Genomic DNA, 26,459 nt, shown 5'->3' on the forward strand with positions numbered 1-26,459 from the left:
AGCCTGGCTATTGGACGTAGAGCCGACAGAGCGCTTTTACGGTCTGAGTTTAGGCTTAGCGGGCGTCATATGGCTTGTTGCGGCATTAGTCTATGCGCGAATTAATGAGTATGCCGGTGAGGTAGACGGTGGTCGAAATGGCGTCCTCGAAGCATTTAAACAACTCGCGTTACTTAAGACAGACGTGAACTTTCGTCGATTCGTTATCACGCGGACACTATTTTTATGTTCTGCGCTGAGTGCACCGTACTACGTTGTGCTGGCACAGCAATCTCTGGGTGGACAGCTATGGGTGCTAGCTCTCTTTATGTTTGCGAGTGGCTTGGCCTCCTTTGTATCAGGTCCTTTCTGGGGAAGAATGTCCGATCGATCTAGCCGCAGTGTGATGCTCATCGGCGCAACGATGAGCGCGCTCCTTGGCGTTGTTTTATTTGTTTACGATACTTGGGTCACCACTAACCAAAGCTTCCTATTCGTGATTACTCTGCTCTACTTTTGTGTGTGTATTGCCCACGACGGAATACGAGTCGGACGAAAAACCCACTTAGTTGATATCGCAGAAGGTGACAAACGGACAAGCTATGTAGCCGTGAGTAACACGGTGGTTGGGATAATGCTGCTTCTAATGAGTTCTCTTGGTGTTATGTCGAACTTTTTGAGCCTTTCAGCTGTGGTGTTAGTGTTCTCTTTTATTACTCTTGCTGGCGTGGTAATGGCCAAACAACTGCCAGATATCAGTGACTAGTTCTATACAAAAAAGCTGCGCTCAAAGCGCAGCTTTCATAGTAAACACACATTGAAAGACTAGAGTTTTACCGCCAATTTAACACCTTGACGAATCGCACGCACAGCATCAAGTTCACCTGCATGGTCAGCTCCGCCAATGATATGAATCTTCTCTCCGAGTTCAGACCATTTATCTTCAAATGGACGAACAGACTCTTGCCCCGCACAAATGACGATTTTGTCTGCGTTCAATAATTGTTCTTTTCCATCTACATGAATGTGCAAACCTCGTTCATCAATTTTATCGTAAGACACGCCACCGACTAAATGTACGCCCCGTTTTTCAAGTGTACGTTTATGGATCCAACCTGTCGTTTTACCCGGACCTTTACCTACACGACCTTTACGACGCTGAAGCACCCAGACTTCTTTATCGCTGACCGCATCAGGGTAAGGGTATAAACCACCCGGTTGAGACATCTCTTTGTCGATTCCCCATTCATGCAACCAGTCATCCAACGTTTGTCCAACTGGCTCTGTGAGCATGGTCGCGACATCTACGCCAATACCACCAGCACCAACTATAGCCACTTTCTCACCGACTGGCGTTTTGTCTCGAATGAGTGTTTGATAGTCGACGACTTTCTCTGGGTTATCAATTCCATCAATATTGACTTTACGTGGCTCAACACCCGATGCCATCACTATCTCATCGTATTCTGTGAGTAAGTCATAGTTCGCTTCCGTCGATAAGTGCAGATTCACGCCTGTTTCATCAATACGGTTAGCGAAATATCGTATCGTCTCTCGAAACTCTTCCTTACCAGGGATCTGCATCGCAAGACGGAACTGACCACCGATGCGGTCGTTCTTTTCGAACAAATCAACCTTATGGCCACGTTCAGCCAGTGTAGTCGCACAAGCTAAGCCCGCCGGACCTGCTCCGACAACGGCAATGTTTTTCTTCTTAAAGGCTGGTTCAACAACAATTTCGGTTTCATAGCACGCAAGTGGGTTCACTAAGCAACTGGCGCGCTTACCTTTAAACACGTTATCTAGACACGCCTGATTACAACCAATACACGTATTAATGAGCTGCGCTTTTTCCTGCTCAGCTTTAGCAACAAAGTAAGGATCGGCCAAGAATGGGCGCGCCATCGAAACCATATCGGCATGCCCAGAAGATAGAATACGTTCTGCTTCGTCTGGCGTATTTATTCGGTTACAAGTGATGATAGGAACCGAAACGTGAGGTTTAATTTTTTCCGTAACCCACGTAAACGCACCGCGTGGTACTTGAGTCGCAATGGTAGGAATTCGAGCCTCGTGCCAACCAATGCCAGTGTTAATAATCGTGACGCCAGCCTCTTCAAGCGCTTTCGCCAATTCGATAACGTCTTCAAATGTACTGCCCTGCTCGACAAGATCCAGCATAGAGAGACGGAAAATAATGATGAACTTGTCGCCCACCGCCTTACGAACCGCTTTGACAATTTCTAGCGGAAAACGCATACGTTTTTTGTAACTGCCACCCCATTCGTCGTAACGCATGTTCGTGCGCTTACATAAGAATTGGTTTATCAGGTAACCTTCCGAGCCCATTAACTCGACGCCATCATAACCAGCAAGCTGGGCTAACTCAGCGCTGTTCGCAAAGGCATCAATGGTTTTCTTAATCTGGCGGTCGCTCATTTCACTCGGAGCAAACTTTGCAATTGGCGCTTTAATGCCAGACGCACTTTGCGAGAATGGATGCATGGCATAACGCCCAGCATGGAGAATTTGTAGGGCAATTTTGCCACCGTGCTTGTGCACCGCTTCTGTCACAACTTTGTGGGCCTTGGCATGCTTTGGCTTGCTGAACTCAGCACTCAATGGGTGCAAACGACCGCGTAAGTTAGGAGAAAAACCTCCGGTTACAATCAGTCCAACACCGCCTTTCACGCGTTCTTCATAGAAAGCCGCGAGCTTCTGTAATCCTTCTTTGTGCTCTTCTAAGCCCGTGTGCATTGATCCCATCAGGACTCGGTTTCGTAATTGTGTAAAACCGAGATCCAGTGGCTTTAATAGGTTTGGGTACATGGCAGACATCACTTAACATCCATTGTTATTATCATGGTCTGACCAGATTAAGCCCGCTCAACCAAAAAATCAAACAAGCGTTTACATTTTTGTAACACCGATCAATCTCGCGTGAAAATATGCCAATTGTTGAGTGGTCGTGATAAGCTAAAAAAATGTTATCTTTTGAGATCTTAGAGATAAGAACCCATACTTTGTTAGACTCGGCGTAACTATCTCGTTATGGAGACAAGATGAAAAAACTCTTCAAATTTATTGGTTTGATATTTAAAGGGATATGGAAGAGCATCACCTTTATCAGACTCGCACTGGCAAACCTGATCTTCTTGCTGATGATTGCCGTTTTCTACTTTGCTTTTACTTATACCGGAGACGGTCAACCCGTCGTCGAAAAAGAGTCGGCATTGGTGATGAACCTTTCAGGTCCGATTGTCGAACAAAGACGCTATGTAAATCCAATGGACTCTTTTGCTGGTTCCCTTTTGGGCAATGAGTTACCGAAAGAAAACGTCCTTTTCGATATCGTTGATACTATTCGCTACGCGAAAGACGATCCTAAAGTGTCTGGATTAGTGCTAGCACTGCGAGACATGCCAGAAACAAATCTCACGAAATTACGTTACATCGCGAAAGCGTTGAACGAATTTAAAGCGTCAGGTAAACCAGTTTACGCTGTAGGTGATTTCTACAACCAAAGCCAATATTACTTGGCAAGTTACGCTGATAAAGTTTACCTGGCACCGGATGGCGGCGTATTGATTAAAGGTTACAGTGCCTATTCAATGTACTACAAAACGTTATTGGAAAAGCTTGATGTTTCTACTCATGTTTTTCGCGTAGGTACTTATAAATCCGCTATCGAACCGTTTATTCGTGATGACATGTCCGATGCGGCGAAAGAGTCTGCAACACGTTGGGTTACTCAATTGTGGAGTGCTTTTGTTGATGACGTAACGACAAACCGAAATATTGATGCGAAAGTGCTTAACCCAACCATGGATGAGCTGATTGACGAAATGAAGTCAGTGGACGGTGATCTTGCTCAGCTCGCGGTTAAACTGGGCTTGGTTGATGAACTCGCGACACGCCAAGACATTCGCACTCTATTTGCAAAGCAGTTTGGTAGTGACGGCAAAGACAGCTACAACGCGATTGGTTACTACGACTACCTTGCAACGATTCGCCCTGATTACACACTACCTCAGCACGATATCGCCGTTGTTCTAGCCAGTGGCGCGATTATGGATGGTCAACAACCTCGTGGTACTGTCGGAGGTGACACCGTCGCAAGCTTGTTGCGTCAAGCACGCAATGATGAAAAGGTGAAAGCGGTCGTGTTGCGAGTAGATAGCCCTGGGGGTAGTGCCTTTGCCTCTGAAGTGATTCGCAACGAAGTAGAAGCACTGAAACAAGCAGGCAAGCCAGTTGTTGTATCCATGTCGAGTTTAGCCGCTTCTGGTGGTTATTGGATTTCAATGAGCGCAGACAAGATCGTTGCTCAGCCAACAACCCTGACGGGTTCCATTGGTATCTTTAGCGTGATCACCACGTTTGAAAAAGGCTTTAGTAAGTTAGGCATTAATACTGATGGCGTTGGCACATCGCCGTTCTCTGGTGACGGTATTACCACTGGCCTTTCTGACGGCGCGTCTCAAGTATTCCAATTAGGTATCGAGCACGGTTATAAGCGCTTTATTTCTTTGGTTGGCGAGAATCGAGATATGTCTCTAGAGGAAGTTGACAACGTCGCTCAAGGTCGAGTTTGGACTGGTCAAGATGCACTATCCTTTGGTCTTGTCGACCAGATGGGTGACTTTGATGATGCTGTAGAGCTAGCGGCAAAACTGGCGAATGTGACCGATTACGGCATTTACTGGGTAGAAGAACCGCTTTCTCCCACTGAACTATTTTTACAAGAGTTCATGAAACAGGTGAAAGTCTCTCTAGGTATCGATGCAACCAGCTTGCTACCAAAAAGTCTTCAACCCGTAGCTCAACAGTTCGAACAAGACGCAAGCTTGCTACAAAGCTTTAACGATCCTAAAGGTCAATACGCATTTTGTTTGAACTGCCAAGTGCAGTAGCTTTTTCATTAATATTGCAAAGGGTATCTCTACTTGAGGTGCCCTTTTTATTACGCTCAACATCTCCTCAGATGACTTTCTGATGCTGTGCGCATAGCCTCGCATCTCAAGGTTATTTAGGTATATAATCCCCGCCTCTGTTCCCCTACATGAAAGAAAAAACGATGACTAGAAAACACATCTACATCGCTTACACCGGTGGCACCATCGGAATGCAAAAATCGGATCACGGCTATGTGCCTGTTGCTGGCTTTATGGAAAAGCAACTAGCAAGCATGCCAGAGTTTCACCGTCCTGAAATGCCGGATTACACTATCCACGAATACGATCCTCTGATTGACTCATCAGATATGACGCCTGCCGACTGGCAGCAGATTGCGGATGATATTCGTGACAACTATGACAAATACGATGGTTTCGTCATCCTACATGGTACTGACACCATGGCATATACAGCATCTGCATTGTCTTTCATGCTTGAAAATCTTGGCAAGCCAGTGATTGTTACAGGTTCACAGATCCCTCTTGCGGAGCTGCGTTCTGACGGTCAAGCAAACCTATTGAATGCTCTGCATATTGCCGCAAACTACCCGATCAACGAAGTGACTTTGTTCTTCAATAATCAGTTGATGCGTGGTAACCGCAGCACAAAATCTCATGCGGACGGTTTTAATGCCTTTACTTCACCAAACCTTCCTCCACTACTGGAAGCCGGGATCAATATTCAAGTAAGCAACAGCGTAACCGTTGGTGCACAACCAGAAGGTGAATTTAAGGTTCACAACATCACACCACAACCAATCGGTGTGATCACCATGTACCCTGGTATATCACATGAAGTTATTCGTAATACGCTTCGTCAGCCTGTAAATGCGATGATTCTGTTGACTTTTGGTGTGGGCAATGCGCCTCAAAACCCTGAGCTACTGGGCCACCTTAAAGAAGCCTCTGAGCGCGGCGTTATTGTCGTGAACCTGACTCAATGTTTGGCAGGCAAAGTGAATATGGGCGGCTACGCCACGGGTTGTGCACTGGCAGACTCTGGAGTTATCAGCGGCTTTGACATGACGCCAGAAGCGGCACTAGCAAAACTGCATTACCTTCTAAGCCAAAACCTTTCTTACGAAGAAGTGAAAGAGAGAATGCAGCAAGTACTGCGTGGTGAGATGAGCCTGTAAATTCAAGCTTACTACGATCTAAAAAGCCCAATAGAGATTGGGCTTTTTTCTTTTAAAGTCAAAGTAGTAGCGGTAAACGACACCCTGTAAAAATCAAAGGTTCGCTTAATCAATGTTCGGATTGACACGAACAATGTCGCTCTCTTCTCCGCTAAATTGTTTTTTAAGTTCTTGCTTCGATTTAAAGCTGATTTCACCACCTGCCGCAACCGTCATGTGCTGCGCATCAGTATTATGTTTTGATTGATACAACATCACAGCTTGCATACACGAATCTCGCTGCTCTTTAGAAAGTGTTGTACCCTCAGGCCATCTTCCCGTTTCTACTGCATAGACTAAGCGATCATAAACTTCTGGAGTCATCGCTTGTAATAGTTGTTCTGCGTCCATAATGTACCTTCTTATTACATTCTATTTACAGAACATAACGGGTTAAGAAACTGAGTCAAGAATACGAAAATGAATTGGTGTAACGGATCACAAGCAAAGCCATGAAAAGAACACACTGGTTACTTCTCGGCCTCACAAGTCTCGCACTAACGGGCTGTTTCGAAGGTAACGTGACAACCGAAGAGTTGTGCCAAAAAACACCAGAGCTGCGCTGCAAACAGCTCAATATGGATGACGGGCAATGTCGAGTTCCCAGAACAAACTTAGTATGGCATCGGTTTGAGCAACTGAAACATCCATCAGAAGCCAGTCAAATTATCGAATACGGTCTGGTCGCTGAATATAGGAAATGCTTAGAACTCGCCTCTCAGATCACACCTATTGATCAAAGTGCTCTCAAGAGACAGCGTTTTAACGCTTTGGTACACAGTATTGATGAGCTAGAACGCATCGTAAACGAGTTAAAAGGCTCAGAAGACCCCGCTACTTTGTATTTTTCGTGGTCTCAAACGGGTGACATCCAAGCTCGTCGCGCATTTTTACAAATGGAAGGCTCACCCAAGTTAAATACTGCTGAGATGCAATATGCATTAGCTACTTTCTATACTAATCGAGATGCTAAGAAAACGTTGATACTGCTGAATAAAGCGTTGTCTTTATCGGATGAAGACAACCTTAATCCGATCATTCTCAAATCAATGGCAAGCATTCATCAAGGGCTTGGAGAAAAAAAGCGCGCGTATCTGTGGGCAATGGTTGCAAAAAGATTCGACGTCCCGCTTGCTGATGAAAAGCAGCTCAAGCGTATGTTTAATTTTAGTCATGCAGAGCAATATCAGCAGCTAGATGAATTAGCTGAATCGGTGGCAAAAGCCATAGAGAGAGGGAACTACTCTCCAGCAATGATATCCAAAGAGATATAAACGAAAAAACTCCCGCAATTGGCGGGAGTTTTTCTTTGGGTGAAACTACACTCTGTTTTCTACTTACAACAAATCGTATTGAAAGGATAAAACACTATCGAGCACAATTTTGTCGTTATTGTTCTGATTTGTTGAAAATTAACGACACTGAATTAACACAAAAACGCTCACCCGTGGTCTGTGGGCCATCTTCAAAAACGTGTCCTAGATGGCTATCACATGCGGCGCAACGAATCTCTGTACGTACCATTCCGTGACTCAGATCTTCTAAATAGCGCACCGCTTGATCATTTATGGGCGCATCAAAACTTGGCCAACCACAGCCAGAGTCATACTTGTTATCAGAGACGAAGAGAGGGGCATTGCAACAGGTACAAGCATAAACACCCGTCTCTTTATTATGCAGCAGTTTACCGCTGAATGGCGGTTCTGTACCTTGCTCTCGGCAGACACGAAACTCCTCTTCAGAAAGTTGCTCACGCCACTGCTCATCTGACTTCGCCACTTTTTTCCCGTTTTGTTCCACGACTTTCTGCTCCTTCTTTACTGTTTTTGGTATTGACTTTTTTAGCAAAAAACTTGCTTCTCTTAACAGTTGTAGCACATACTTTCTCACCAGGACACCATGCGTAATTAATTTGATAAGAGCACTTATCTCACCAGTTATATTACGCCAACTGGACTACAGAAGAATCAGTTAAAAGTTTAAAAAACGAACATTTGCGAAGAATTGTTAAAAAAAGCGTCGCTTTTTTTTGACTTTAAACAAGTTAAGTCCGATTATCACTTGCAGATGTTTACTGGATTCTGTAATTTTACTACCAGTTATCTTTAATCAGAAATTAAGTTGTGGAGCAACTATAATGACTATCAAAGTAGGTATTAACGGTTTTGGCCGTATCGGTCGTTTCGTATTCCGTGCAGCGCAAGAGCGTGCTGACATCGAAGTTGTAGGTATCAACGACCTTATCGACGTAGATTACATGGCATACATGCTTAAGTACGACTCAACTCACGGCCGTTTCAACGGTACTGTTGAAGTTGAAGGCGGTAACCTAATCGTTAACGGTAAAACTGTACGTGTTACTGCAGAGCGCAACCCAGCGGACCTTAAGTGGGACGAAATCGGTGTTGACGTTGTTGCAGAAGCAACTGGTCTTTTCCTAACTGACGAGACTGCACGTAAGCACATCGAAGCTGGCGCGAAGAAAGTTGTTCTAACTGGTCCTTCAAAAGACGCTACTCCAATGTTCGTAATGGGCGTTAACCACGCTACTTACGCTGGTCAAGACATCGTTTCTAACGCTTCTTGTACTACTAACTGTCTAGCGCCTATCGCTAAAGTTCTTAACGACAAGTTCGGTATCGAATCTGGTCTTATGACTACAGTTCACGCTACTACAGCAACCCAAAAAACTGTAGACGGTCCTTCTGCTAAAGACTGGCGCGGTGGTCGTGGTGCTTCTCAAAACATCATCCCATCTTCAACTGGTGCTGCTAAAGCTGTAGGCGTTGTTCTTCCAGAACTAAACGGCAAACTAACTGGTATGGCTTTCCGCGTACCAACAGCTAACGTTTCTGTAGTTGACCTAACAGTTAACCTAAAAGAAGGCGCATCTTACGAAGCTATCTGTGCAGCAATGAAAGAAGCTTCTGAAGGCGAACTAAAAGGTGTTCTAGGTTACACTGAAGATGCAGTAGTATCTCAAGACTTCATCGGTGAAGTTCAAACTTCTGTATTCGATGCTAAAGCTGGTATCGCTCTAACTGATAACTTCGTTAAAGTTGTATCTTGGTACGACAACGAAATCGGTTACTCAAACAAAGTTCTAGACCTAATCGCTCACATCTCTAAGTAATTAGATAGTTAGCAATTAGCGAATAACTTCGTTAAAGAAAAGGCGGCTCTAGAGTCGCCTTTTTTGTATCTGGAATTTGAGAGAATACCTCGGCGCTGTTGCATTGTATTTGCGACGGATGTCGAAACCCTACTTTCCCCAATGATAGGAAACAGCACATGGATTTAAAAACTCTCCCAGCTCTAACCGTGTTATCTGATAACGTTACTGTCGTTGAAATTGATCAGGTCAAAGTAGTACGTGTTATTCATGAGAAAGCGACAGCAGGCATATCCTTACATGGTGGTCACGTTGTTTCGTTCACTCCTGCTGGTCATGAAGATTTGATTTGGATGAGCGAGAAGGCGATTTTCGATGGGAAAAAAGCCCTGCGAGGCGGCATTCCCGTTTGCTGGCCATGGTTTGGCCGTATTGCAGCACCGGCTCATGGTTTCGCACGTACTGCTGAATGGGAGCTGGTTGAACATCGCGAGAACGATAACGGCGTGATTGTTGAACTTGCTCTGTTCCCGACAGAAGAAATCCACGATATTTGGCCACATATGTTTGACGCTCGTTTAGTGGTTGAAGTTGGCGATGAGCTAAAAGTGACACTCAAAGTCATGAACATCGATGACGAAGCTTGGACCTTCTCTGGCGCGTTACATACTTACCTAAACGTTGGAGACATTAAGCAAGCACAAACAACAGGCATGGGTGCCGAGTACATTGATAGCTTGAAAGCTGATGCGGTATGCCAAGGTGGTGATGTTCTGCAACTCACAGACACCATTGATCGCGTTTACACGCAACCAGAAGCGAAAATTTTGGTAAAAGATCCGGAACTGAATCGTACATTAAGCGTGGAAAACCATGGTCATAACTCCGCGGTACTTTGGAACCCTTGGGCAGAAGGTGCACAAGGTATGGCTGATATGGCTGACGATGGTTACCAAACCATGCTGTGTGTTGAATCTACTGTTCACGCTCCAAGTATCGAGCAAGGTAAAACGCTCCAGCCAGGTGAGACTCATGAACTTGTCACTGTAATTTCAGTGCAGTAGTTATAACCAGATCAAAGGTCGGGAATACCCGACCTTTTTTGTAATAAAAGCCCCGACTAGATGGTCCTCTCTCAACTAACTTATTGGTTATCAGTCACTTTTGACTATTTCATTAATAAATATCAAAAAATTCGATCATATAAACCGATAGCATGCCGATACAAAACTCATAAATAATAAAAATATCAGGAACTAATCTATGTTAGAGAGATACCGAAATCAAAGTGTCGGATTCCAGTTAAAGCTGGTTATCACTTTGTGTCTATTCGTTGCTTTCAGCAGTATTGCTGCGCTTGTTTACCGTAACGCTTCCGATGTTCTATTGGAAAGCACCCTTAAAGAGCACCAATCTAAAGTAGAGTCGATGGCAAAAACCATTGCTGGCCAATTCGATGCTTATCTGCATACCGCTAAAGTGCTCGAGTCCACTTTTCGTAATGGCTACCTTGCCGGTGTTTATGTCGAAAACTATACCGTTGATTTCATGGGTCACGAAATACCAAACATCACTCAATACAGTGAAAGCTTAATTAACGACACAAAGCTGGTCGATAGCTTCACACGTGATACCGGTGCTATCGCGACTTTATTCGCGCCTTTGGGAGATGACTTTATCCGTGTATCTACCTCACTAAAAGATCCACAAGGTCAACGAGCAGTGGGAACCACGCTAGGTCTCGACCACCCAGGTTATCAGCAACTAAAAGCTGGTCAGCCATATTACGCTCAAATAAAGTTGTACGGCGAACGATACATTACCTATTACTCTCCAATTAAAGATGCTACAGGAAAAGTTGCAGGGTTATCGTTTATTGGTTTGCCTGTAGATCAAGCAACACAAACGCTATTCGATGCGCTAGAGGAGATTAAATGGGGCGATACTGGCTATACCATCATTGTCGACAACGACGACAACAATCTTGGTAAGTACCTACTCCATCCGACCAAAAGTGCAACCGACCCTTCAATCACAGAAGTTCGTGACTACGAGGGTAATAAGCCTTTCCATAAAATTTTTGAACAAAAGAGCGGATTAATTCTCTACCCTTACCAATTCGGCTCAACAGTCGGCGAAAAGTACTTAGTGTTTACCGAAGTACCAGGCTGGAACTGGAAACTACTGGGTGGTACGTTCATCAAAGAAGTGACCAAAGGCAGTGATACACTACTCAAACTTATCGCCATCATTTCTTCGGTAGCAGCAATCATTACTTTTGTTGTACTGACACTTTTCTTGAATCGCAGCTTACAACCTCTGACCGTTCTAAACTCCTATATGACTCGCTTGGCGGGCGGCGAGGTCAGCTTGAACGTCCCATCGTCTCGTAAGGCATCAAAAAATGAAATTACGAACCTGAATACGGGTGTCGCAAGTATGGCAAGTCAACTCAATGAACTTGTTGGTAAGATCCGTTCCACAAGCGACTTAGTAGAGAGCAACTCCACCAGCGTTGCCAACGATGCCCATAGCAATTTGACCCAAGCTGACCGCCAACAAGAAGAAGTCGAGCAAGTTGTGACAGCGATTGAAGAAATGGCCTCTTCCGCTCAATCTGTCGCACAACAAGTCGAAAGCATTGCGGAAAACGTACGCTCAGCAAATACCGATAGCCAGTCTGGTCTCGCGATTGTTGAAGGCGTATGTATCGACGTTGCTCAACTTAACGATCAATTGGATCAATCAGCAGCGGCTATCGAGCAAGTCAATCGCGATAGTGAGAGTATTCAAACCGTCACGAAGATGATTGATGAGATTGCAGAGCAAACCAACCTACTTGCGTTGAATGCAGCCATTGAAGCCGCACGAGCAGGTGAGCAAGGTCGTGGCTTCGCAGTTGTAGCAGATGAAGTGCGTACACTTGCGCACCGTACACAAAGCTCAGTTCAGGATGTTGTTGAAATTATTGAGAAGCTAAAAGGCTCTACTCATAATGCAGTTAATATGATGACTGACAGCCAACGCAGTGCCAATCAGGTCTTAGACAAAGCACAAGACGCGGGTACAGCATTAGAAGCTATCGCAGTACAAGTCCAGTCGATAGCGTCTCAAGCCGACGCCATTGCTGCGACCTCAGAAGAGCAAGCGCAAGTATCCCAAGAAATTGCTGCAAATGCCCATTCTATCAGTGAGCTAAACCGAGAAAGCCGCGACACCAGCGCGAAAACCTCGCAAAGTGCCATTGAACTGCAACAACAAGCTCGGAACTTGAAAGAGCAAGTCGACTTCTTCCACTAATACTGAATATGAGCCGATTCCATCGGCTCTTTTTGTTTCACTTGAGACCACGCTTTTTGATAGAATTTGCCGCCCTACTTTCTGTTCGAGATCGTCATGAACTATCAATGCCCTTTATGCCACCAAGCTCTAGAGTTAAATGAAAAAACGTTTAAGTGCGAAAACAATCATCAGTTTGACTTAGCAAAAGAAGGCTACGTTAACTTGATGCCAGCGCACCACAAACGTTCTAAAGATCCTGGTGACAATAAAGAGATGATGCAAGCTCGTCGTCGATTCCTTGAGGGGAATTACTACAACCCAATGCGCCAAGAGGTTGCGCAGCTGTGCGCGAAATACACTGAGGGAACCGGTCATCAGTTATTAGATATTGGTTGCGGCGAGGGTTACTACACGGATCAAGTGCAGAAAACGATACAAACGCAAACGGACGATGCGACGATATATGGATTGGACATTTCAAAAGTTGCGATTCGTTATGCGGCGAAGCGCTACACACAGTGTCACTTTAGCGTCGCTTCTAGCCATCGGCTTCCTTTCGCGAATGAATCCTTAGATGCTATTTTGCGCATTTATGCCCCTTGCAAGGCAGAAGAGCTTCAGCGCGTTGTAAAAGAGAACGGTGTGGTCATCACGGTGACACCTGCAAGCCGTCACTTATACCAACTACGTGAACGCATTTATCAAGATGTTCGTCTTCACAGTGAAGAGCCAGAACATATTGAAGGATATGAATTAGAGCATCAACAACATCTTAACTATGTTATGAATTTGAAGGACGGGGCCGCATTCGATTTATTGCAAATGACGCCGTTCGCATGGAAAGCAACCGATGCACTTCGTGAAGAGTTGAAGTCCGCTACACTCTATCAATGTGAGGCTGATTTTATGCTGCGCGTATATCGCAAAAAGTCCACTCTGTAATAATAGTGGCAGACAACAAACGCAAATAGTTATCATTTATATTGATTCATTGTTCAGCCTCCATTAATATCATCCGGACATTTTTGGAGGCTTTTCAATGCGCTTTTCTATTTTAAGCTTGCTCTTTGCTGGCTTACTTACTGGTTGTTCTTCTGTTCCATCAACCAACTCTCACCCTACCTCTGCGGAAGTCACTACTTTTTACGACTACCAACTTTACACCCCTTCTGGCGAGCACATCGCTCTAAGCGAGCTACCAAAAGAGCTGCAACAAGCAGATGTCATTCTTATTGGTGAATGGCACACACATGCTGGCGTTCATCGCTTTCAAACCGATATGCTCAAACAACTTTCATCTTATGACCGCCCACTCGCGTTATCAATGGAACAATTTACCCGCGACAAACAACCTGTTGTTGACGCTTACCTGCGTGGGGAAATCGGTGAACAGTACTTGATGAAACAAGCCAATGCTTGGCCCAATTATGAGAGCGACTATCGCCCTCTCGTTGAGTTTGCTAAGCAGAAAAATCTCCCGGTGATTGCAGCGAATGCACCAAAGGGCATTGTCCGATGTATTGGTCGTCAGGGGATAGACTACGTTAACAAGCTCGATGATGAGCAGCGAACGTTTATTGCAGAATCCATCAACACGGCCAGTAGTCCATACAAAGAGAAGTTTATGGCATCCATGCATCATGGGAAACCAGAACAAACCGAGAAACAGTTTGCAGCTCAAGTAACTTGGGATGAAACCATGGCAGAGTCTATTGTTAACTACCTAACCGCCAAACCAGGTGCTCAGGTTGTTCATGTCGCGGGCAAGTTTCATACCGAGCAAGGGTTAGGTACGGCTGCATCCATCTTAAGCCGCAATCCGAGCTTAAAAGTAGTTGTAATTAGCCCAACAGATAATGTGCTTGCCGATAATACTGACTATCAGTTAGAGGTTCTTGCACCACCAGTACGATATGTACAAGATGCTCACCGTATGGCGGCATATCAACACCTCACTAAGCGCAATAGCGACCTTCAATGTAAGTAGCTGGTCTCCAATTTAAGTTACTACCTTGTCGTTGCGTTGCATCATCACAGTGCTCCGAGTTCATAGAGTGACAACGGTCTGCTTCCTGCTGGTCTATTTTTTGCTAATGATCACGAATAGAAACCAGAAGCGGCAAAAGCAGACCTGTTTTTATCCAAATAGCTTCAGAAATAGACTTTGCCGCCGATAGTAATATAACTGCTTTTTACCGCACTCAGTGACCGAGTGTCGATGTTCCAAGGAGTATTCGATGAATCCAGTAGGAAGCACTTCTGTTAATAGCTATGCCAAACAATCTGTCGCCTCTAAGCAAACAAGTATTGCACAAGAGGAAGGCAACGCTTCGCCGCTAAAAGTCGAACACAATAAGGTGACACTGTCCACGGAGGGCAAAGCGCTCCTCGCCGCTCTGCAGCAAATCGAACACGACAGTAAGAGAGTAGAAGCAGAAGATAAATCTGTTGGTGAAAAAGTGGAGTCCTTTACACATGGCGCACTTGGCATGGATCACCCTGACAAAATCGAGGAAGAAGAAGACGGCTCATACTCTGCGGGTCAATACCTTTCTGCGGCCCTCACTGTCGGTGGCATCATATTAGCGTTGGTCTAATAATCGTTACGACAATAAATCCTATTTGAATAAATCACTAACTGCAGCCCATAATTTGATACGTCAAAGAACGATATGTCGTAAACGTAGGTTATATACTCCTCAATTCGACCGCTCTTATGACCTTAAAACGCATACTCGTTTATTGCTCCCTAAACTAGGTTTCTTGTGAAGGCACTGAATGGATAACTTTAGTCCATGCTTTCAACTCCTAAGCGTAATCCAAGCCCACGTTTGTGGGCTTTCTTCTTTCTAAATTCACAAACGTTAGAGGTTGATTCACTTTTTCTACAAACCCAAGCAAAGACGACAATTTAGTTAAACTTTTATTACCGACACAAAATCGTCATAAATCATTGTTTTAATGCCAGCGCTTTTAATAAACAAGGAAAATATAATGAAGCGCTTAGTATCTCCAATCGTTACCGCAGTGGCAGCATCAACCCTCTCTTTTAATGCACTCTCGGCCGAAATCAAAAACGTTATTTTGATGATCGGCGATGGCATGGGGCCTCAACAAGTTGGTCTACTAGAGACCTACGCCAAACACGCACCTAACTCGATTTACCAAGGCGAAACTACCGCTTTGTATAAACTCGCTCAAGAAGGTGTGATTGGATCATCACTGACTAATCCAGAAGACGCGATTGTCGTCGACTCTGCGTGCTCCGCAACGATGCTAGCAACAGGAATACCTACCGCTTCTGAAGTCATTGGCATTGATAGCCAAGGCAACCACGTTGAAACCATTTTGGAAAAAGCCAAAAGCAAAGGTAAGGCTACGGGTCTCGTCTCTGATACACGTATGACTCATGCAACGCCAGCCGCATTTGCCGCTCATCAACCACACCGTTCTCTAGAAAACAGTATTGCGGCGGACATGCTAGAAACTGGCGTTGACGTGATGATGTCTGGCGGACTTCGTCATTGGATTCCAAAGTCGACAAACGACAAGGGAGAGACATACGAGCAACTTGAAAAGCTCACTGAAGGTAATGTCTACCTAAAGTCGAAACGTAAAGATGAGCGCAACTTACTTACTGAGGCGCAAGACCAAGGTTACAACCTGGCTTTCAGCCGCGATATGCTCACACAAGCTAAAGGTGACAAATTACTTGGACTTTTTGCTTACTCGGGCATGAACGATGGTATTGCCTACAGTCAAAGCAAAAACGATCCAAAACGTACGCAGCCATCGCTGGAAGAAATGACCACCAAAGCAATCGACATCCTTTCAAAAGACAAAGACGGCTTTTTCTTAATGGTTGAAGGCGGTCAAATTGACTGGGCTGGCCACAGTAACGATGCGGGTACGATGCTGCATGAAATGATCAAGTTCGACGAAGCGGTAGACTCGGTTTATGAGTGGGCAAAAGGCCGTGATGACACACTGATCATTGTTACCGCTGACCACGAGACCGGTTCTTTCGGCTTTAGTTACTCATCAGCAAACTTGCCTAAACCGCAAAAACGCGATGGCGAAGCATTCAAAAATCAAGATTACGCGCCAAACTTCAACTTTGGTCAGTTCGAAATCCTCGATGGTTTATACAACCAGAAGAAAAGCTACTACGGTATGATCAGCGAATTCCAAGAGCTTGATAAGAAAGAGCAAACTCCAGAGAAGTTTGCAGAAATTGTGAATGCAAATAGTGATTTTTCGATTACACCAGAGCAAGCAGAACGCGTATTAGCAAGTAAACCAAATCCATACCGACTCGCAGGACACAAATACTTAAGCGAAGAGAGCGTTCCTACAATCAATGACTTTGATGCGTTCTTTCCTTACAACGACCGTGGCAACTTGCTAGCGCGTGAGCATGCAACAAAGCAAAACACAGTGTGGGGAACGGGTACTCATACGCATACCCCAGTCAACGTATTTGCTTGGGGACCGGCAGAAACTATCCTTCCGGTATCAAAAATCATGCACCACTCTCAGTTAGGTGAGTACTTAAAGCAACAAATCAAATAATCGGCTTGCACTTACTTCACGACTCGTGAAGTTCAAACGCTCTCATAAGGGAGCGTTTTTTTATGCATGAAAATAGTTGACGTTTTAAACAATAAACCTCAATAATTATAGGTCTTTGATTATATGAATGAAAAAAATGTGCGAAATATTTGCTAAGCAGCCCCAAGATAACTATCAGTTCATCACCCGCTCTATCCGTATTGATGGTCACGCAACGAGTGTAAAACTTGAAGCGAGCTTTTGGACGATTCTTGAGGAAATTGCTAACGCTCAAAACATGACTGTTCCTAAGTTTATTAGTACGGTCTATCAAGAAGCGCTCGAATACAATGGTGAAGTAAACAACTTTGCCTCCCTACTCCGCTGCGCCTGTCTCACTTACGCTCGCCAACCTAAAGAGACGATTCGTCAAGCACTGACACAACTAAACACTTAATAACAACCAACCGCTAACCAACCTACCAATAACCCTCTTAGGCTATGCAACAGAGTTGTAAGCCATTGAGCATGTTCTAATTTGTCGTACTAGAGTACTACCCAGACTCCTTTTGAACTCGCTAACCTATGCGGACTATCAAGGAGTACCCATGACAAAAATGATTCATACCATGATCCGAGTCAGCGATCTGGACTGTTCTCTACAATTTTACCGCGACGTACTTGAACTAGAAATCAAAGACCAATACATCTTTGATGGTTTTTCTCTGACCTATCTAGCCAACGAAGAAACTGGCTTTGAATTAGAGTTGACACACAATCACGATCAAACTGAGCCTTATACTCACGGCTCAGGCTACGGTCACCTTGCAGTCAGCGTAGAGGACATCGAACAAACTCACAAACGCATTAAATCTCTCGGTATTGAAGCGGGTGACATCAAAGCCTTTGATCACCAACAAAAGCATTTGGCAACGTTCTTTTTTGTGACTGATCCTGATGGTTACAAAATTGAGTTCTTACAACGCCAAGGGCGTTACCTATAACAAAAAGAGTAAACATCATGATTCACTTGACTGCTACCTTTCACGCACAACCGGGAAAAGAACAGGAACTGAAAGTAGTGCTCACCCGAGCACTTGAACCCACTCGCAATGAAGAAGGTTGTGTTCGTTATCAGTTATTCCAAGATAAAGACAATGCGTGCCACTTCGTTTTTCAAGAGCAATTTAAAGACCAACAAGCGTTCGATCTTCATGGTAAAACAGAACACTTTTCTCTTTTGATTAGCCAAATCGACAACTTGTTAGAATGCGAACCGAAATTGGCGTTCTTTAACGAACTGTAAAAACACCGCTTAATGCAAATAAAAAGGCACTCTTTACTAGAGTGCCTTTTCGTACTGTTGTGGCTGTGATTACGCGTCTTGCTTCTCTACCATGTGCAAATGCACATCTTGTTGTGGGAAAGGAATCGAAATGCCTTCTCGGTCAAAGCGCAGTTTCACTTCTTTTGTCACATCCCAATACACGTCCCAATAATCATCAGTTTTTACCCAAGGACGAACAATAAAGTCTACAGATGATGTGTTTAACGTATGCACTTTGATCATCGGCTCTGGTGTACGAAGTACTGCAGGGTGAGAAGTAATGATATCAGACAGCACTGACTCGGCTTTCAGCAAGTCATCCGCATAACCAATGCCAAACACCATATCCACACGGCGAATGCGCTCGTGTGTGACGTTCTTAATCACATCCCCCCAAATTTTACTGTTAGGTACAATAATAATTTGGTTATCAAACGTACGGATTGTGGTGTTCACCAAACTCATATGGCTTACCTTACCATCCACACCACCAGCATACACAAAGTCACCAACATCAAATGGGCGATAAATAAGCAACATCATACCCGCCGCGAAGTTGGACAAGGTGTCTTGTAAGGCGAAGCCGATAATCACACCAGCAATACCAAAACCGGTTAGGATTGGTGCTAGGTTCAATCCGAGCTGAGATAGGCCCACCATGATACCAATCACCCACACGAATTTGCCGGACATTGAGATAAAGAAGTCCTGCATCAAGTGTGAGAGTTTTAAGTTTTTCGATGAAACCGCCTTGCTGACCACTTTGCGCGTTAACTTCGCAAGCCCACGAGCTATCAATAAAATCAGCGCAAATACAAACAACTGGAAAATGTGCTGTGGCGCATTTTCGGCAAACCAGTCTAGTGCCGAGTTGGACCAATGGCTCAGTATTGACCACACTACTTTAGTATTCAGTAAATCGTGGGTGATATTCCCTGTCACTTCGAAAATTTGGCGTTTATATTCGGACGTTTCTAAACCGACTTTATCGCCAATCGAAATTAAATTGCGTAGGCTTTCCGTCGCAATATTCAGTCTTTGCTTAGTAATAAGCTGACTTAGCTGCAGTGACGCTTTTTCCGATTCAGGGCTTGACGAAAGTTGAGAGCCGATGATCTCACTTTGCTGACTCAAGTACTCAATTGAGGCAGACAGCAAACGCATGCGTTTATCAACTTTATCCTTTAGTTCCGCTTCTGCGCGCTCATTTTGAGCCCCTAACTCTTTCAGCCAAGCAAGGTTTTGCCAACTTGAATCGAAGCTGACATCGAGGTAATGCTGTAACTCTCGGTAATCATTAACAAGAGCAAGTTTCTCTTCATCCTTGGCTTTATTTAAATCTTCAACGACTTTCTTTATTTTTTCCGACAGATAGTTCGTGGCGTCCTCGGAGTATTTTTCCTGCTTTTTAACCAAGGAGATCAATTTGTCACGAGGGATAGTTTCACGTTCAATCGCTGATGCTAACTGACTTCTTAACTCTTCATTTTTTTGGAACAGCTGTAGTTGAAGCGCGTCGCGCTCATCACCACTCGCTTGCGAGAGACCTTGGGATAAATCCACAATTTCTCGATTCAAGTTATCAATAGAAGTTTCGGCAGCAGAGGGCTCTGGCGTATCCTGAATATCTTTCGCATTGATGACCATCGGGGCCATCATACCGAGGATGAGCGCGAATAATACCACCCAAGATGTCAGGCGTATTTTCTGGGGGAAATGAAACGTCATGTTTACCTCTTAGGGAACAGTTCTGATCAAAACGACCAAGAATAGAAGTGTAAAGCCTTGAAATTATATACCTAAGTTTACAACACTAAATAATAAACTGAGCAGCATTTCGTTAGTTGGGCGTCAAAGTTGAGAAACCCAATAACAAACAAGCCTTTCATTATTAGATGAAAGGCTTGTTTACATTTAACTACGGGCGATTGGGGTGATTCAGAATATGGTCTTCCCAATCCACCACATCAATCTCGTATACCACTTTATTGCGGACACTTTCGCCCGCCGCGTGCATCGCAGATTTCGAGCCCGTAATCAACGGATGCCATTCTGGTAAAGGCTGCTTTTCAGCCAACAGGCGGTAAGCGCACGTATGCGGCAGCCAAGTAAAATCGTCGATGTCTTCGCGCGTCAGCTTGGTGCACTCTTCACCCGAAGTAAAACGATTTGGGTAATCCTTACAAGAACACGTTTTGCTATTTAGCCAGCTACAGGCCACATTGGTGTAATAGATTTCATCGGTATCTTCGTCCATTAGCTTATGCAGGCAACATTTACCACAACCATCACAGAGAGATTCCCATTCCTCTTCTGTCATCTGCTCTAACGATTTACTTTGCCAAAATGGAGTGCTCATACTTCAGGTCTCACCAAGGGAATTTAGGGGGCGATTTATACCCCTCTCGACGCAAAAGTTCAAGTTTTGAGAAGATCTCGAATCATTCACACATAACAGTAGAGATATTCAACTACTTTCGCTTTACTGTTCTATCCTTAAACGAGTTTCCATTACTCAATTGATCAAGAAGGCATTAAGGAGTTTTCATGGGTATTATTTCTTGGATTATTTTGGGCTTAATCGCCGGTGCACTCGCAAAATGGCTCATGCCAGGAAAAGATGGGGGTGGCTGGATTGCAACAATGCTACTCGGTATTGCCGGTGCCTTTGTCGGCGGCTTTCTTGGCGGTATTCTGGGTTTCGGCGGGGCAACTGGCGTAAATATCGGTAGCATCATCACCGCAACGCTAGGCGCATTTATTCTGCTGTTTGTTTACAACCGCTTCTTGAGATGATCACAACGGTTTAAAAGCCAAAAGGAGCACTCTATTGAGTGCTCCTTTTTATTTTTTCTTAGGCGACTCTTCCAATCCACGTCAAAATGACCATAATTGCCCCTCAATTTTTAAGAGGTTTACATTATGGATTGTCGATTAGGATGCGGAGCTTGCTGTATTGCGCCAAGTATCTCTTCACCGATACCTGGAATGCCCAAGGGCAAACCAGCAGGTGTTCGTTGCGTACAACTCAACGATGATAATTTGTGTAAGCTGTTTGGTAAGCCTGAGCGCCCCAACGTTTGTCACGATTTTAAACCGTGTCCGGTTGTGTGTGGCAAAACCAACCAAGAAGCGCTCGACAACATCACTGAGCTAGAGCAACTTACTTAATCTATTCAGAGCCCCCGTTTAGTCGTTACCAAGCTCTCGTAAGTACAAGTAGATGGTATCGCGCGAGATGCCAAGATGGTTTGCAACCATTAAAACAGCATCTTTGTATTTAAAAATGCCTAAGCCGTGCAGTCGCGTCACCAGTTCACGGTTACGTTTAGAAGGCGCAATGGCTTCATTTTCCCACACTTCTGTTTGTACGGTTTCTATCGTGCTGATGATGGTTTCATCGATATTACGCGCAAACGTTTCTGGTGAGCGAGCACCACCAACACAACACTCGGTGTGTTGCTGAGGCAGCATTGCCTTTAAAAATGCCTGCATCGGTGCATCCATATCCACGTTGATACACAGCAAACCAATCGGTTTGTTTTTTGGATTTCTGACAATTGTCGTAATGGAGTGCAAGGTCTTTCCGTTCGACGTTTTCGTCAGGTACGAATCAGAAACGTCCTTGCCCTCTCTTAACTTCATTCTCGCTAAGTTGGTAATTGGGGCACCTTCACTGCGTTCCGTCACGTGCCCATTTGCGATTTTGATGATTTCCGGCGCTTCGGCATCTAAGCTGTGGAGAACCACTTCAGTGTGTTCACCATACATACGTGCAATGCCATCCACGACGTTTTTCATAGAGTTCAAAATATCGAGATCACTCTTGGTGAGTTTCTTTAGTAGCAATGTTACTTCCCTTAGCAAAAACTGGAGGTTAGGCCGACATAATATCGATAATAGATTTGTCAGTATACGGCATACCGAAACGAACCATTGAGCCAACATTTCTTATCGTTTGCTCAACTTCTTCGCCTACTATACCTTGATTCTTAACACTGTGGTTACCCATCGCCATCAAATATGAGCGCACCGCCGTTGTCGATGAAGTACACACTTTCATCGCACAAGAGGACTTCGCACCATCGCACACCATACCTGAACTGTCGCTGATGACGTTTTGAATGGCGTAGCATGATTGCTCGAATGTACCACCAGCTAAATACACCAGCGCCATAGATGCCGCCGCACTGGTAACAGTGTTGCCACAAAATGCGGATAACGGTGGGTAATAAGATTTGATGTAAATAGCCCCTAAATGACTCATGATCAACGCGCGAGCCAGCTGTTCTTCGTCGTTTTGAAATGCTTCTGCGGCAACTACAACTGGCATTGTAGCGGCAATACCTTGGTTCCCACTGCCGAAATTGCTCATGGCTGGCAACGTCGCCCCTCCCATGCGAGCATCAGACGCCGCGGATGTCATCATCTGTATGCGACTCATTAAGTCATTACCCAATAAGCCTTGCTCGATGTTGCCTTTTAGCGTGCGTCCAATTTCTAGGCCGTAACCTCGGTCGATACCCTCTTGAGCCAGCAAGGTATTGAGCTCTGCAGCTTGGAGAATGAATTTGATCTCTTCAAAAGGCGCTTGAGTGGCAAACTCATAGATTTGTTTGATCGAAATATCTACACCTTCACAAACGGAAGCGGTCGCAACGCGTTGCTGTGATGGGGCATCAAAAATCACGTCGTCATTACGCATGATCTGAAGAATGTTGGTGTGACCGCCACTGATCGTGACCGAAACAACATCGTCACCAGAAGTGAGCGTTACGCTGCAATAAATGAATTCTTGCGTATCCATGCGCGCTACAGTTACCCGCTCTTCATCTATCAATTGTTGCGCAGCAGCGACATCCTGCTCATTAATCCGAGCCAACACTTCCAGTTCTGCTGTTGGGTCACCGGCTAATGCACCAACTGAGGCGGCAATTTTGAGGCCTATCTTGCCCGTTCCGGGTACGAAAACACCCATCGAGTTTTTAAATAGGTTGTCTGAAACACGCACCTCTATCGCATCAATATCGGATGTGCCCAACTCTTTTCTAGCAACTGCTGCCGCGTACGCAGCAGCAATGGGTTCTGTACATCCTAATGCAGGTTTCACAACTTGCTTAATGATTTGGATATATTGTGTCCATTGCTGGTTCATGCTCTGTTCTCCGTATTACTTTTTATGAGCAATCGCTTCGACTTCAATTAACACGCCAAGAGGCAAATCTTTCACTGCGAAGCAACTGCGTGCCGGACAATCTTGTTGGAAAAACTCTGCGTAGACCTTGTTAAACTCGGCAAAGTCATTAATATTCGATAGGTAACACGTTGTTTTTAAAACAGTATCGATACTGCCACCACCAGCCTCTAAAACGTGCTTCAAGTTAGTAAGAGATTGATGACTTTGTGCACTGATGCCGCCTTCAACTACTTTTCCTGTTGCCTTATCAACGGGTAATTGGCCAGAAGTAAAAATCAAATCGCCATAGCTAGTGCCATGTGAATAAGGTCCGATAGCAGCAGGCGCGTGTTCAGATGAAATCAATTTTTTCATTTTTAAATCCTCACATAAATTTTATTTTTTATTAATAATTTTCTAATTTAACTCCCGTATTAGCGTTATTTTTTCAATTAAATATGAATAAAACAACTAGATCAGATCACAAAACTCGTTAAAAACTCCAATTTATTTGAACTTCCTCGCCAAGATCTCAAATTTATCTGAATTTTCCACAAAAAAATTGGTGATATATGTTTTCTCAATTAAATTTGAGAAAAATTCATACTAACAAGAGAAACAATAAAATGAGCGTGACAGCACCTACACAAACCTTACCTATCGGTAAAGAGCCACCGCACGTAAAAGCAGGCATGGCCCTAGACGAGTGGAAAGCCGCGACCAAGTTTGATAGCACAGACTGGGGATGGGTGATCATGAGTATCGGCATGGCAATCGGTGCCGGTATTGTCTTTTTACCAGTAAAAGTAGGCGTATTGGGCCTTTGGGTATTCTTGGCCTCTGCCGTGATCGGCTACCCAGCGATGTACTTGTTCCAACGCCTTTTCATCAACACTCTCTCAAGTTCACCAAAGTGCCAAGATTACGCTGGCGTCATTTCTGGTTACCTTGGTAAAAAATGGGGGGCGTTATTAGGTGTGCTCTACTTCATCATGTTGGTGATTTGGGTCTTTGTTTACTCAACAGCCATCAACAATGACTCGGCATCTTTCTTACATAGCTTTGGCATCACGGAAGGCTTATTGTCTGAAAACCCGCTATATGGTCTGGCTTTGGTGTGCGCGCTGGTCGCTATTGCATCTCGTGGTGAAAAGATTTTGTTTAAGGTCAGTACTGGTCTTGTACTGATTAAACTTTGTACCGTTGCATTACTTGGCGTCATGATGATCGAAAAATGGGATGTAGCGAATGTCGGTGCAATTCCAGAAACAGGCGCTGGTTTGAAAGATGCAATTGAGCTACTGCCGTTTACTCTAACGTCTATTCTCTTCATTCAAAGCTTGAGCCCAATGGTGATCTCGTACCGATCAAAAGAAAAATCGATTGAGGTTGCTCGCTTTAAAGCCATGCGCGCAATGAAAATTGCTTTCGGTATCTTGTTTGTGACCGTCTTCTTCTACGCGATTTCCTTTACGCTTGCGATGTCACATGAACAAGCGGTTAAAGCAGCAGAAGAGAACATCTCTGCTCTTGCGATGGTTGCGCAAGGCATGGACGGCACGACGCTAAAACTAATGAGTTTGATGCTGAATATTTTCTCAGTAATGACTGCGTTTTTTGGCGTGTACTTGGGTTTCCGCGATTCTTGCCAAGGTCTAGCGATGCTGGCTCTAAAAAAGGTCATGCCTGAAGAGAAGATCAATAAAGACTTGGTCACCAAAGGAATCATTCTCTTTGCGATTCTCATGGCGTGGGGTGCAATTGTATTGAATCTACCAGTTCTGAGCTTCACATCAGTATGTAGCCCTATCTTTGGTTTGATTGGCTGTTTGATTCCAGCTTACCTTGTCTATCAAGTGCCTTCTTTACACAAATACAAAGGCGCGTCGCTTTACTTGATTATTGCGACTGGTATTTTGCTGTGCGTATCACCTTTCGTCGCATTTAGCTAAAACCTACTTTGCCTTGGCTGTTACTCAGGTAGTGATGGCCAAGGCAACTTTAAGATTCAACCTCCCTTCTCCCTACTTTTATCTCATCCTTGAGAACTCTTGCCACATACCGTCCTATTTGCAGTTTTTGCGCGATCACCCTCACACTTTATTGACAATTCTCGACTATGTTCAGCGGGTCATTTAAGCAGAAATTAGGAAATAACATGAACAAGTATTTGGCAGAGGCTTTTGGTACGTTCTGGCTAGTATTGGGCGGCTGCGGTAGCGCAGTGTTGGCTGCAGGTTTCCCAGACGTGGGTATTGGTCTGCTGGGCGTTGCTCTGGCCTTTGGTTTAACCGTTTTAACCATGGCATTTGCAATCGGTCATATTTCAGGTTGTCACTTGAACCCGGCAGTGACGGTTGGTCTTTGGGCTGGCGGTCGTTTTGAGACAAAAGACGTTGCGCCTTACATCATCGCACAAGTGCTCGGCGGGCTGATCGCTGGTGGCATTCTTTATGTCATCGCGACAGGACAAGCTGGATTCGATGTTGTGGGTTCTGGTTTTGCCGCCAATGGTTATGGTGAACACTCGCCGGGTCAGTACTCCATGCTCGCTGCGCTAGTTTCTGAAGTTATAATGACGATGATGTTCCTTATCGTAATCATGGGGGCGACAGATAAACGTGCACCTCAAGGTTTTGCACCTATTGCGATTGGTTTGTGTCTGACTCTTATTCACCTGATAAGCATTCCTGTCACAAATACCTCAGTAAACCCGGCTCGTAGTACAGCAGTCGCAATGTATGTTGGTGACTGGGCAGTTTCTCAATTATGGCTGTTCTGGGTTGCGCCTATTTTGGGTGGTGTACTTGGTGCAGTTATCTACAAAAATCTTCTTGGTAAAGAATCGAACGATTAATCGTTCCCAACTCACAAGATCAAAAAAGCCGCTGAATTCAGCGGC

At 44.6% G+C, this 26,459-nt stretch carries 26 protein-coding genes; 18 read left to right on the top strand and 8 right to left on the bottom strand.

Translation table 11 applies throughout. The features are described from left to right. Nucleotides 1-10 precede the first annotated feature (10 nt). Nucleotides 11-745, top strand: a complete 735-nt coding sequence (locus NB463_RS00245) for an MFS transporter (RefSeq protein WP_258515955.1) — start codon at nucleotides 11-13, stop codon at nucleotides 743-745. Nucleotides 746-804: 59 nt separating this feature from the next. Here NB463_RS00245 and NB463_RS00250 read toward each other — a convergent pair whose 3' ends face one another. Beyond that, nucleotides 805-2,817, bottom strand: coding sequence for an NADPH-dependent 2,4-dienoyl-CoA reductase (locus NB463_RS00250; protein ID WP_258431459.1), 2,013 nt, complete (start codon nucleotides 2,815-2,817; stop codon nucleotides 805-807). A gap of 224 nt (nucleotides 2,818-3,041) precedes the next feature. Between NB463_RS00250 and sppA the strand changes: the two genes are divergently transcribed. Both sppA and ansA read left to right on the top strand, forming a co-directional pair. Continuing rightward, nucleotides 3,042-4,892, top strand: a complete 1,851-nt coding sequence (gene sppA, locus NB463_RS00255; RefSeq protein ID WP_012841560.1) for a signal peptide peptidase SppA — start codon at nucleotides 3,042-3,044, stop codon at nucleotides 4,890-4,892. Nucleotides 4,893-5,056: 164 nt separating this feature from the next. Then, nucleotides 5,057-6,070 carry an asparaginase gene (ansA, locus tag NB463_RS00260; RefSeq protein WP_046874512.1) on the top strand — a complete coding sequence of 338 codons (1,014 nt, stop codon included), beginning with the start codon at nucleotides 5,057-5,059 and terminating at the stop codon, nucleotides 6,068-6,070. Nucleotides 6,071-6,175: 105 nt separating this feature from the next. Here the strand turns inward: ansA and NB463_RS00265 are convergent, their stop codons facing one another. Further along, nucleotides 6,176-6,460 carry a YeaC family protein gene (locus NB463_RS00265; protein WP_005380700.1) on the bottom strand — a complete coding sequence of 95 codons (285 nt, stop codon included), beginning with the start codon at nucleotides 6,458-6,460 and terminating at the stop codon, nucleotides 6,176-6,178. 101 nt (nucleotides 6,461-6,561) lie between these two features. Between NB463_RS00265 and NB463_RS00270 the strand changes: the two genes are divergently transcribed. Continuing rightward, entirely contained in the window at nucleotides 6,562-7,383 is an 822-nt protein-coding gene (locus tag NB463_RS00270; RefSeq protein ID WP_258431458.1) for a DUF2989 domain-containing protein, read from the top strand. Nucleotides 7,384-7,498: 115 nt separating this feature from the next. Here NB463_RS00270 and msrB read toward each other — a convergent pair whose 3' ends face one another. Then, nucleotides 7,499-7,909, bottom strand: a complete 411-nt coding sequence (msrB, locus tag NB463_RS00275) for a peptide-methionine (R)-S-oxide reductase MsrB (RefSeq protein ID WP_047010128.1) — start codon at nucleotides 7,907-7,909, stop codon at nucleotides 7,499-7,501. Nucleotides 7,910-8,246: 337 nt separating this feature from the next. Between msrB and gap the strand changes: the two genes are divergently transcribed. The 10 genes from gap (at nucleotide 8,247) to NB463_RS00325 (ending at nucleotide 18,360) form a co-directional block, all read left to right on the top strand. Beyond that, nucleotides 8,247-9,242 (top strand): type I glyceraldehyde-3-phosphate dehydrogenase, encoded by a 996-nt coding sequence (gene gap, locus NB463_RS00280; protein ID WP_012841556.1) that lies wholly within the window; start codon nucleotides 8,247-8,249, stop codon nucleotides 9,240-9,242. Nucleotides 9,243-9,400: 158 nt separating this feature from the next. Further along, nucleotides 9,401-10,285: a D-hexose-6-phosphate mutarotase gene (locus NB463_RS00285; RefSeq protein WP_012841555.1), complete on the top strand. Its 885-nt coding sequence runs from the start codon at nucleotides 9,401-9,403 to the stop codon at nucleotides 10,283-10,285. A 199-nt stretch (nucleotides 10,286-10,484) separates the two neighbouring features. Next, nucleotides 10,485-12,521 (top strand): methyl-accepting chemotaxis protein, encoded by a 2,037-nt coding sequence (locus NB463_RS00290; RefSeq protein WP_258431457.1) that lies wholly within the window; start codon nucleotides 10,485-10,487, stop codon nucleotides 12,519-12,521. Between the two features lie 96 nt (nucleotides 12,522-12,617). Continuing rightward, nucleotides 12,618-13,445 (top strand): 23S rRNA (guanine(745)-N(1))-methyltransferase, encoded by an 828-nt coding sequence (gene rlmA / locus NB463_RS00295; RefSeq protein ID WP_258431456.1) that lies wholly within the window; start codon nucleotides 12,618-12,620, stop codon nucleotides 13,443-13,445. A gap of 97 nt (nucleotides 13,446-13,542) precedes the next feature. Beyond that, nucleotides 13,543-14,490: a ChaN family lipoprotein gene (locus NB463_RS00300; protein ID WP_258431455.1), complete on the top strand. Its 948-nt coding sequence runs from the start codon at nucleotides 13,543-13,545 to the stop codon at nucleotides 14,488-14,490. Nucleotides 14,491-14,740: 250 nt separating this feature from the next. Continuing rightward, on the top strand, nucleotides 14,741-15,100 hold the full coding sequence (locus NB463_RS00305; RefSeq protein ID WP_047010122.1) for a hypothetical protein: 360 nt from the start codon (nucleotides 14,741-14,743) through the stop codon (nucleotides 15,098-15,100). Nucleotides 15,101-15,497: 397 nt separating this feature from the next. Then, nucleotides 15,498-17,075: an alkaline phosphatase gene (locus NB463_RS00310; RefSeq protein WP_258431454.1), complete on the top strand. Its 1,578-nt coding sequence runs from the start codon at nucleotides 15,498-15,500 to the stop codon at nucleotides 17,073-17,075. A 136-nt stretch (nucleotides 17,076-17,211) separates the two neighbouring features. After that, nucleotides 17,212-17,511: a ribbon-helix-helix domain-containing protein gene (locus tag NB463_RS00315; RefSeq protein ID WP_031780613.1), complete on the top strand. Its 300-nt coding sequence runs from the start codon at nucleotides 17,212-17,214 to the stop codon at nucleotides 17,509-17,511. Nucleotides 17,512-17,662: 151 nt separating this feature from the next. After that, on the top strand, nucleotides 17,663-18,058 hold the full coding sequence (locus NB463_RS00320) for a VOC family protein (RefSeq protein ID WP_258431453.1): 396 nt from the start codon (nucleotides 17,663-17,665) through the stop codon (nucleotides 18,056-18,058). A 17-nt stretch (nucleotides 18,059-18,075) separates the two neighbouring features. After that, a complete protein-coding gene (locus NB463_RS00325) occupies nucleotides 18,076-18,360 on the top strand; it encodes a putative quinol monooxygenase (RefSeq protein WP_258431452.1) in 285 nt (94 codons plus the stop codon). Between the two features lie 69 nt (nucleotides 18,361-18,429). On the opposite strand, the gene NB463_RS00330 is transcribed toward NB463_RS00325, so the two are convergent. Together NB463_RS00330 and NB463_RS00335 are read right to left on the bottom strand one after the other, a co-directional pair. Next, nucleotides 18,430-20,028 carry a mechanosensitive ion channel family protein gene (locus NB463_RS00330; RefSeq protein WP_005397241.1) on the bottom strand — a complete coding sequence of 533 codons (1,599 nt, stop codon included), beginning with the start codon at nucleotides 20,026-20,028 and terminating at the stop codon, nucleotides 18,430-18,432. Nucleotides 20,029-20,299: 271 nt separating this feature from the next. Continuing rightward, the gene (locus tag NB463_RS00335) at nucleotides 20,300-20,740 is read right to left on the bottom strand and encodes a YcgN family cysteine cluster protein (protein ID WP_005384948.1); all 441 of its coding nucleotides are present in this window, start codon (nucleotides 20,738-20,740) and stop codon (nucleotides 20,300-20,302) included. Between the two features lie 188 nt (nucleotides 20,741-20,928). Between NB463_RS00335 and NB463_RS00340 the strand changes: the two genes are divergently transcribed. Both NB463_RS00340 and NB463_RS00345 read left to right on the top strand, forming a co-directional pair. Further along, a complete protein-coding gene (locus NB463_RS00340) occupies nucleotides 20,929-21,177 on the top strand; it encodes a GlsB/YeaQ/YmgE family stress response membrane protein (protein ID WP_005397239.1) in 249 nt (82 codons plus the stop codon). Nucleotides 21,178-21,303: 126 nt separating this feature from the next. Continuing rightward, nucleotides 21,304-21,552 carry a YkgJ family cysteine cluster protein gene (locus tag NB463_RS00345; protein WP_025574470.1) on the top strand — a complete coding sequence of 83 codons (249 nt, stop codon included), beginning with the start codon at nucleotides 21,304-21,306 and terminating at the stop codon, nucleotides 21,550-21,552. Nucleotides 21,553-21,570: 18 nt separating this feature from the next. On the opposite strand, the gene NB463_RS00350 is transcribed toward NB463_RS00345, so the two are convergent. From NB463_RS00350 to NB463_RS00360, 3 genes are read right to left on the bottom strand one after another with little or no spacing between them, the layout of a single operon-like run. Next, a complete protein-coding gene (locus NB463_RS00350) occupies nucleotides 21,571-22,230 on the bottom strand; it encodes a helix-turn-helix transcriptional regulator (protein ID WP_005397228.1) in 660 nt (219 codons plus the stop codon). Between the two features lie 28 nt (nucleotides 22,231-22,258). After that, the gene (locus NB463_RS00355; RefSeq protein ID WP_258431447.1) at nucleotides 22,259-23,536 is read right to left on the bottom strand and encodes an L-cysteine desulfidase family protein; all 1,278 of its coding nucleotides are present in this window, start codon (nucleotides 23,534-23,536) and stop codon (nucleotides 22,259-22,261) included. Nucleotides 23,537-23,551: 15 nt separating this feature from the next. After that, nucleotides 23,552-23,932 (bottom strand): RidA family protein, encoded by a 381-nt coding sequence (locus NB463_RS00360; RefSeq protein ID WP_005397224.1) that lies wholly within the window; start codon nucleotides 23,930-23,932, stop codon nucleotides 23,552-23,554. Nucleotides 23,933-24,249: 317 nt separating this feature from the next. On the opposite strand from NB463_RS00360, the gene NB463_RS00365 reads away from it, so the two are divergent. Together NB463_RS00365 and aqpZ are read left to right on the top strand one after the other, a co-directional pair. After that, complete coding sequence (locus NB463_RS00365) at nucleotides 24,250-25,509, top strand: amino acid permease (RefSeq protein ID WP_258430693.1); 1,260 nt, start codon at nucleotides 24,250-24,252, stop codon at nucleotides 25,507-25,509. 206 nt (nucleotides 25,510-25,715) lie between these two features. Beyond that, nucleotides 25,716-26,414: an aquaporin Z gene (gene aqpZ, locus NB463_RS00370; RefSeq protein WP_048625836.1), complete on the top strand. Its 699-nt coding sequence runs from the start codon at nucleotides 25,716-25,718 to the stop codon at nucleotides 26,412-26,414. Nucleotides 26,415-26,459: the final 45 nt, after the last annotated feature.

Source organism: Vibrio sp. RM-41-2B, from assembly GCF_024744415.1.
GTDB classification, from domain to species: Bacteria; Pseudomonadota; Gammaproteobacteria; order Enterobacterales; family Vibrionaceae; genus Vibrio; species Vibrio diabolicus.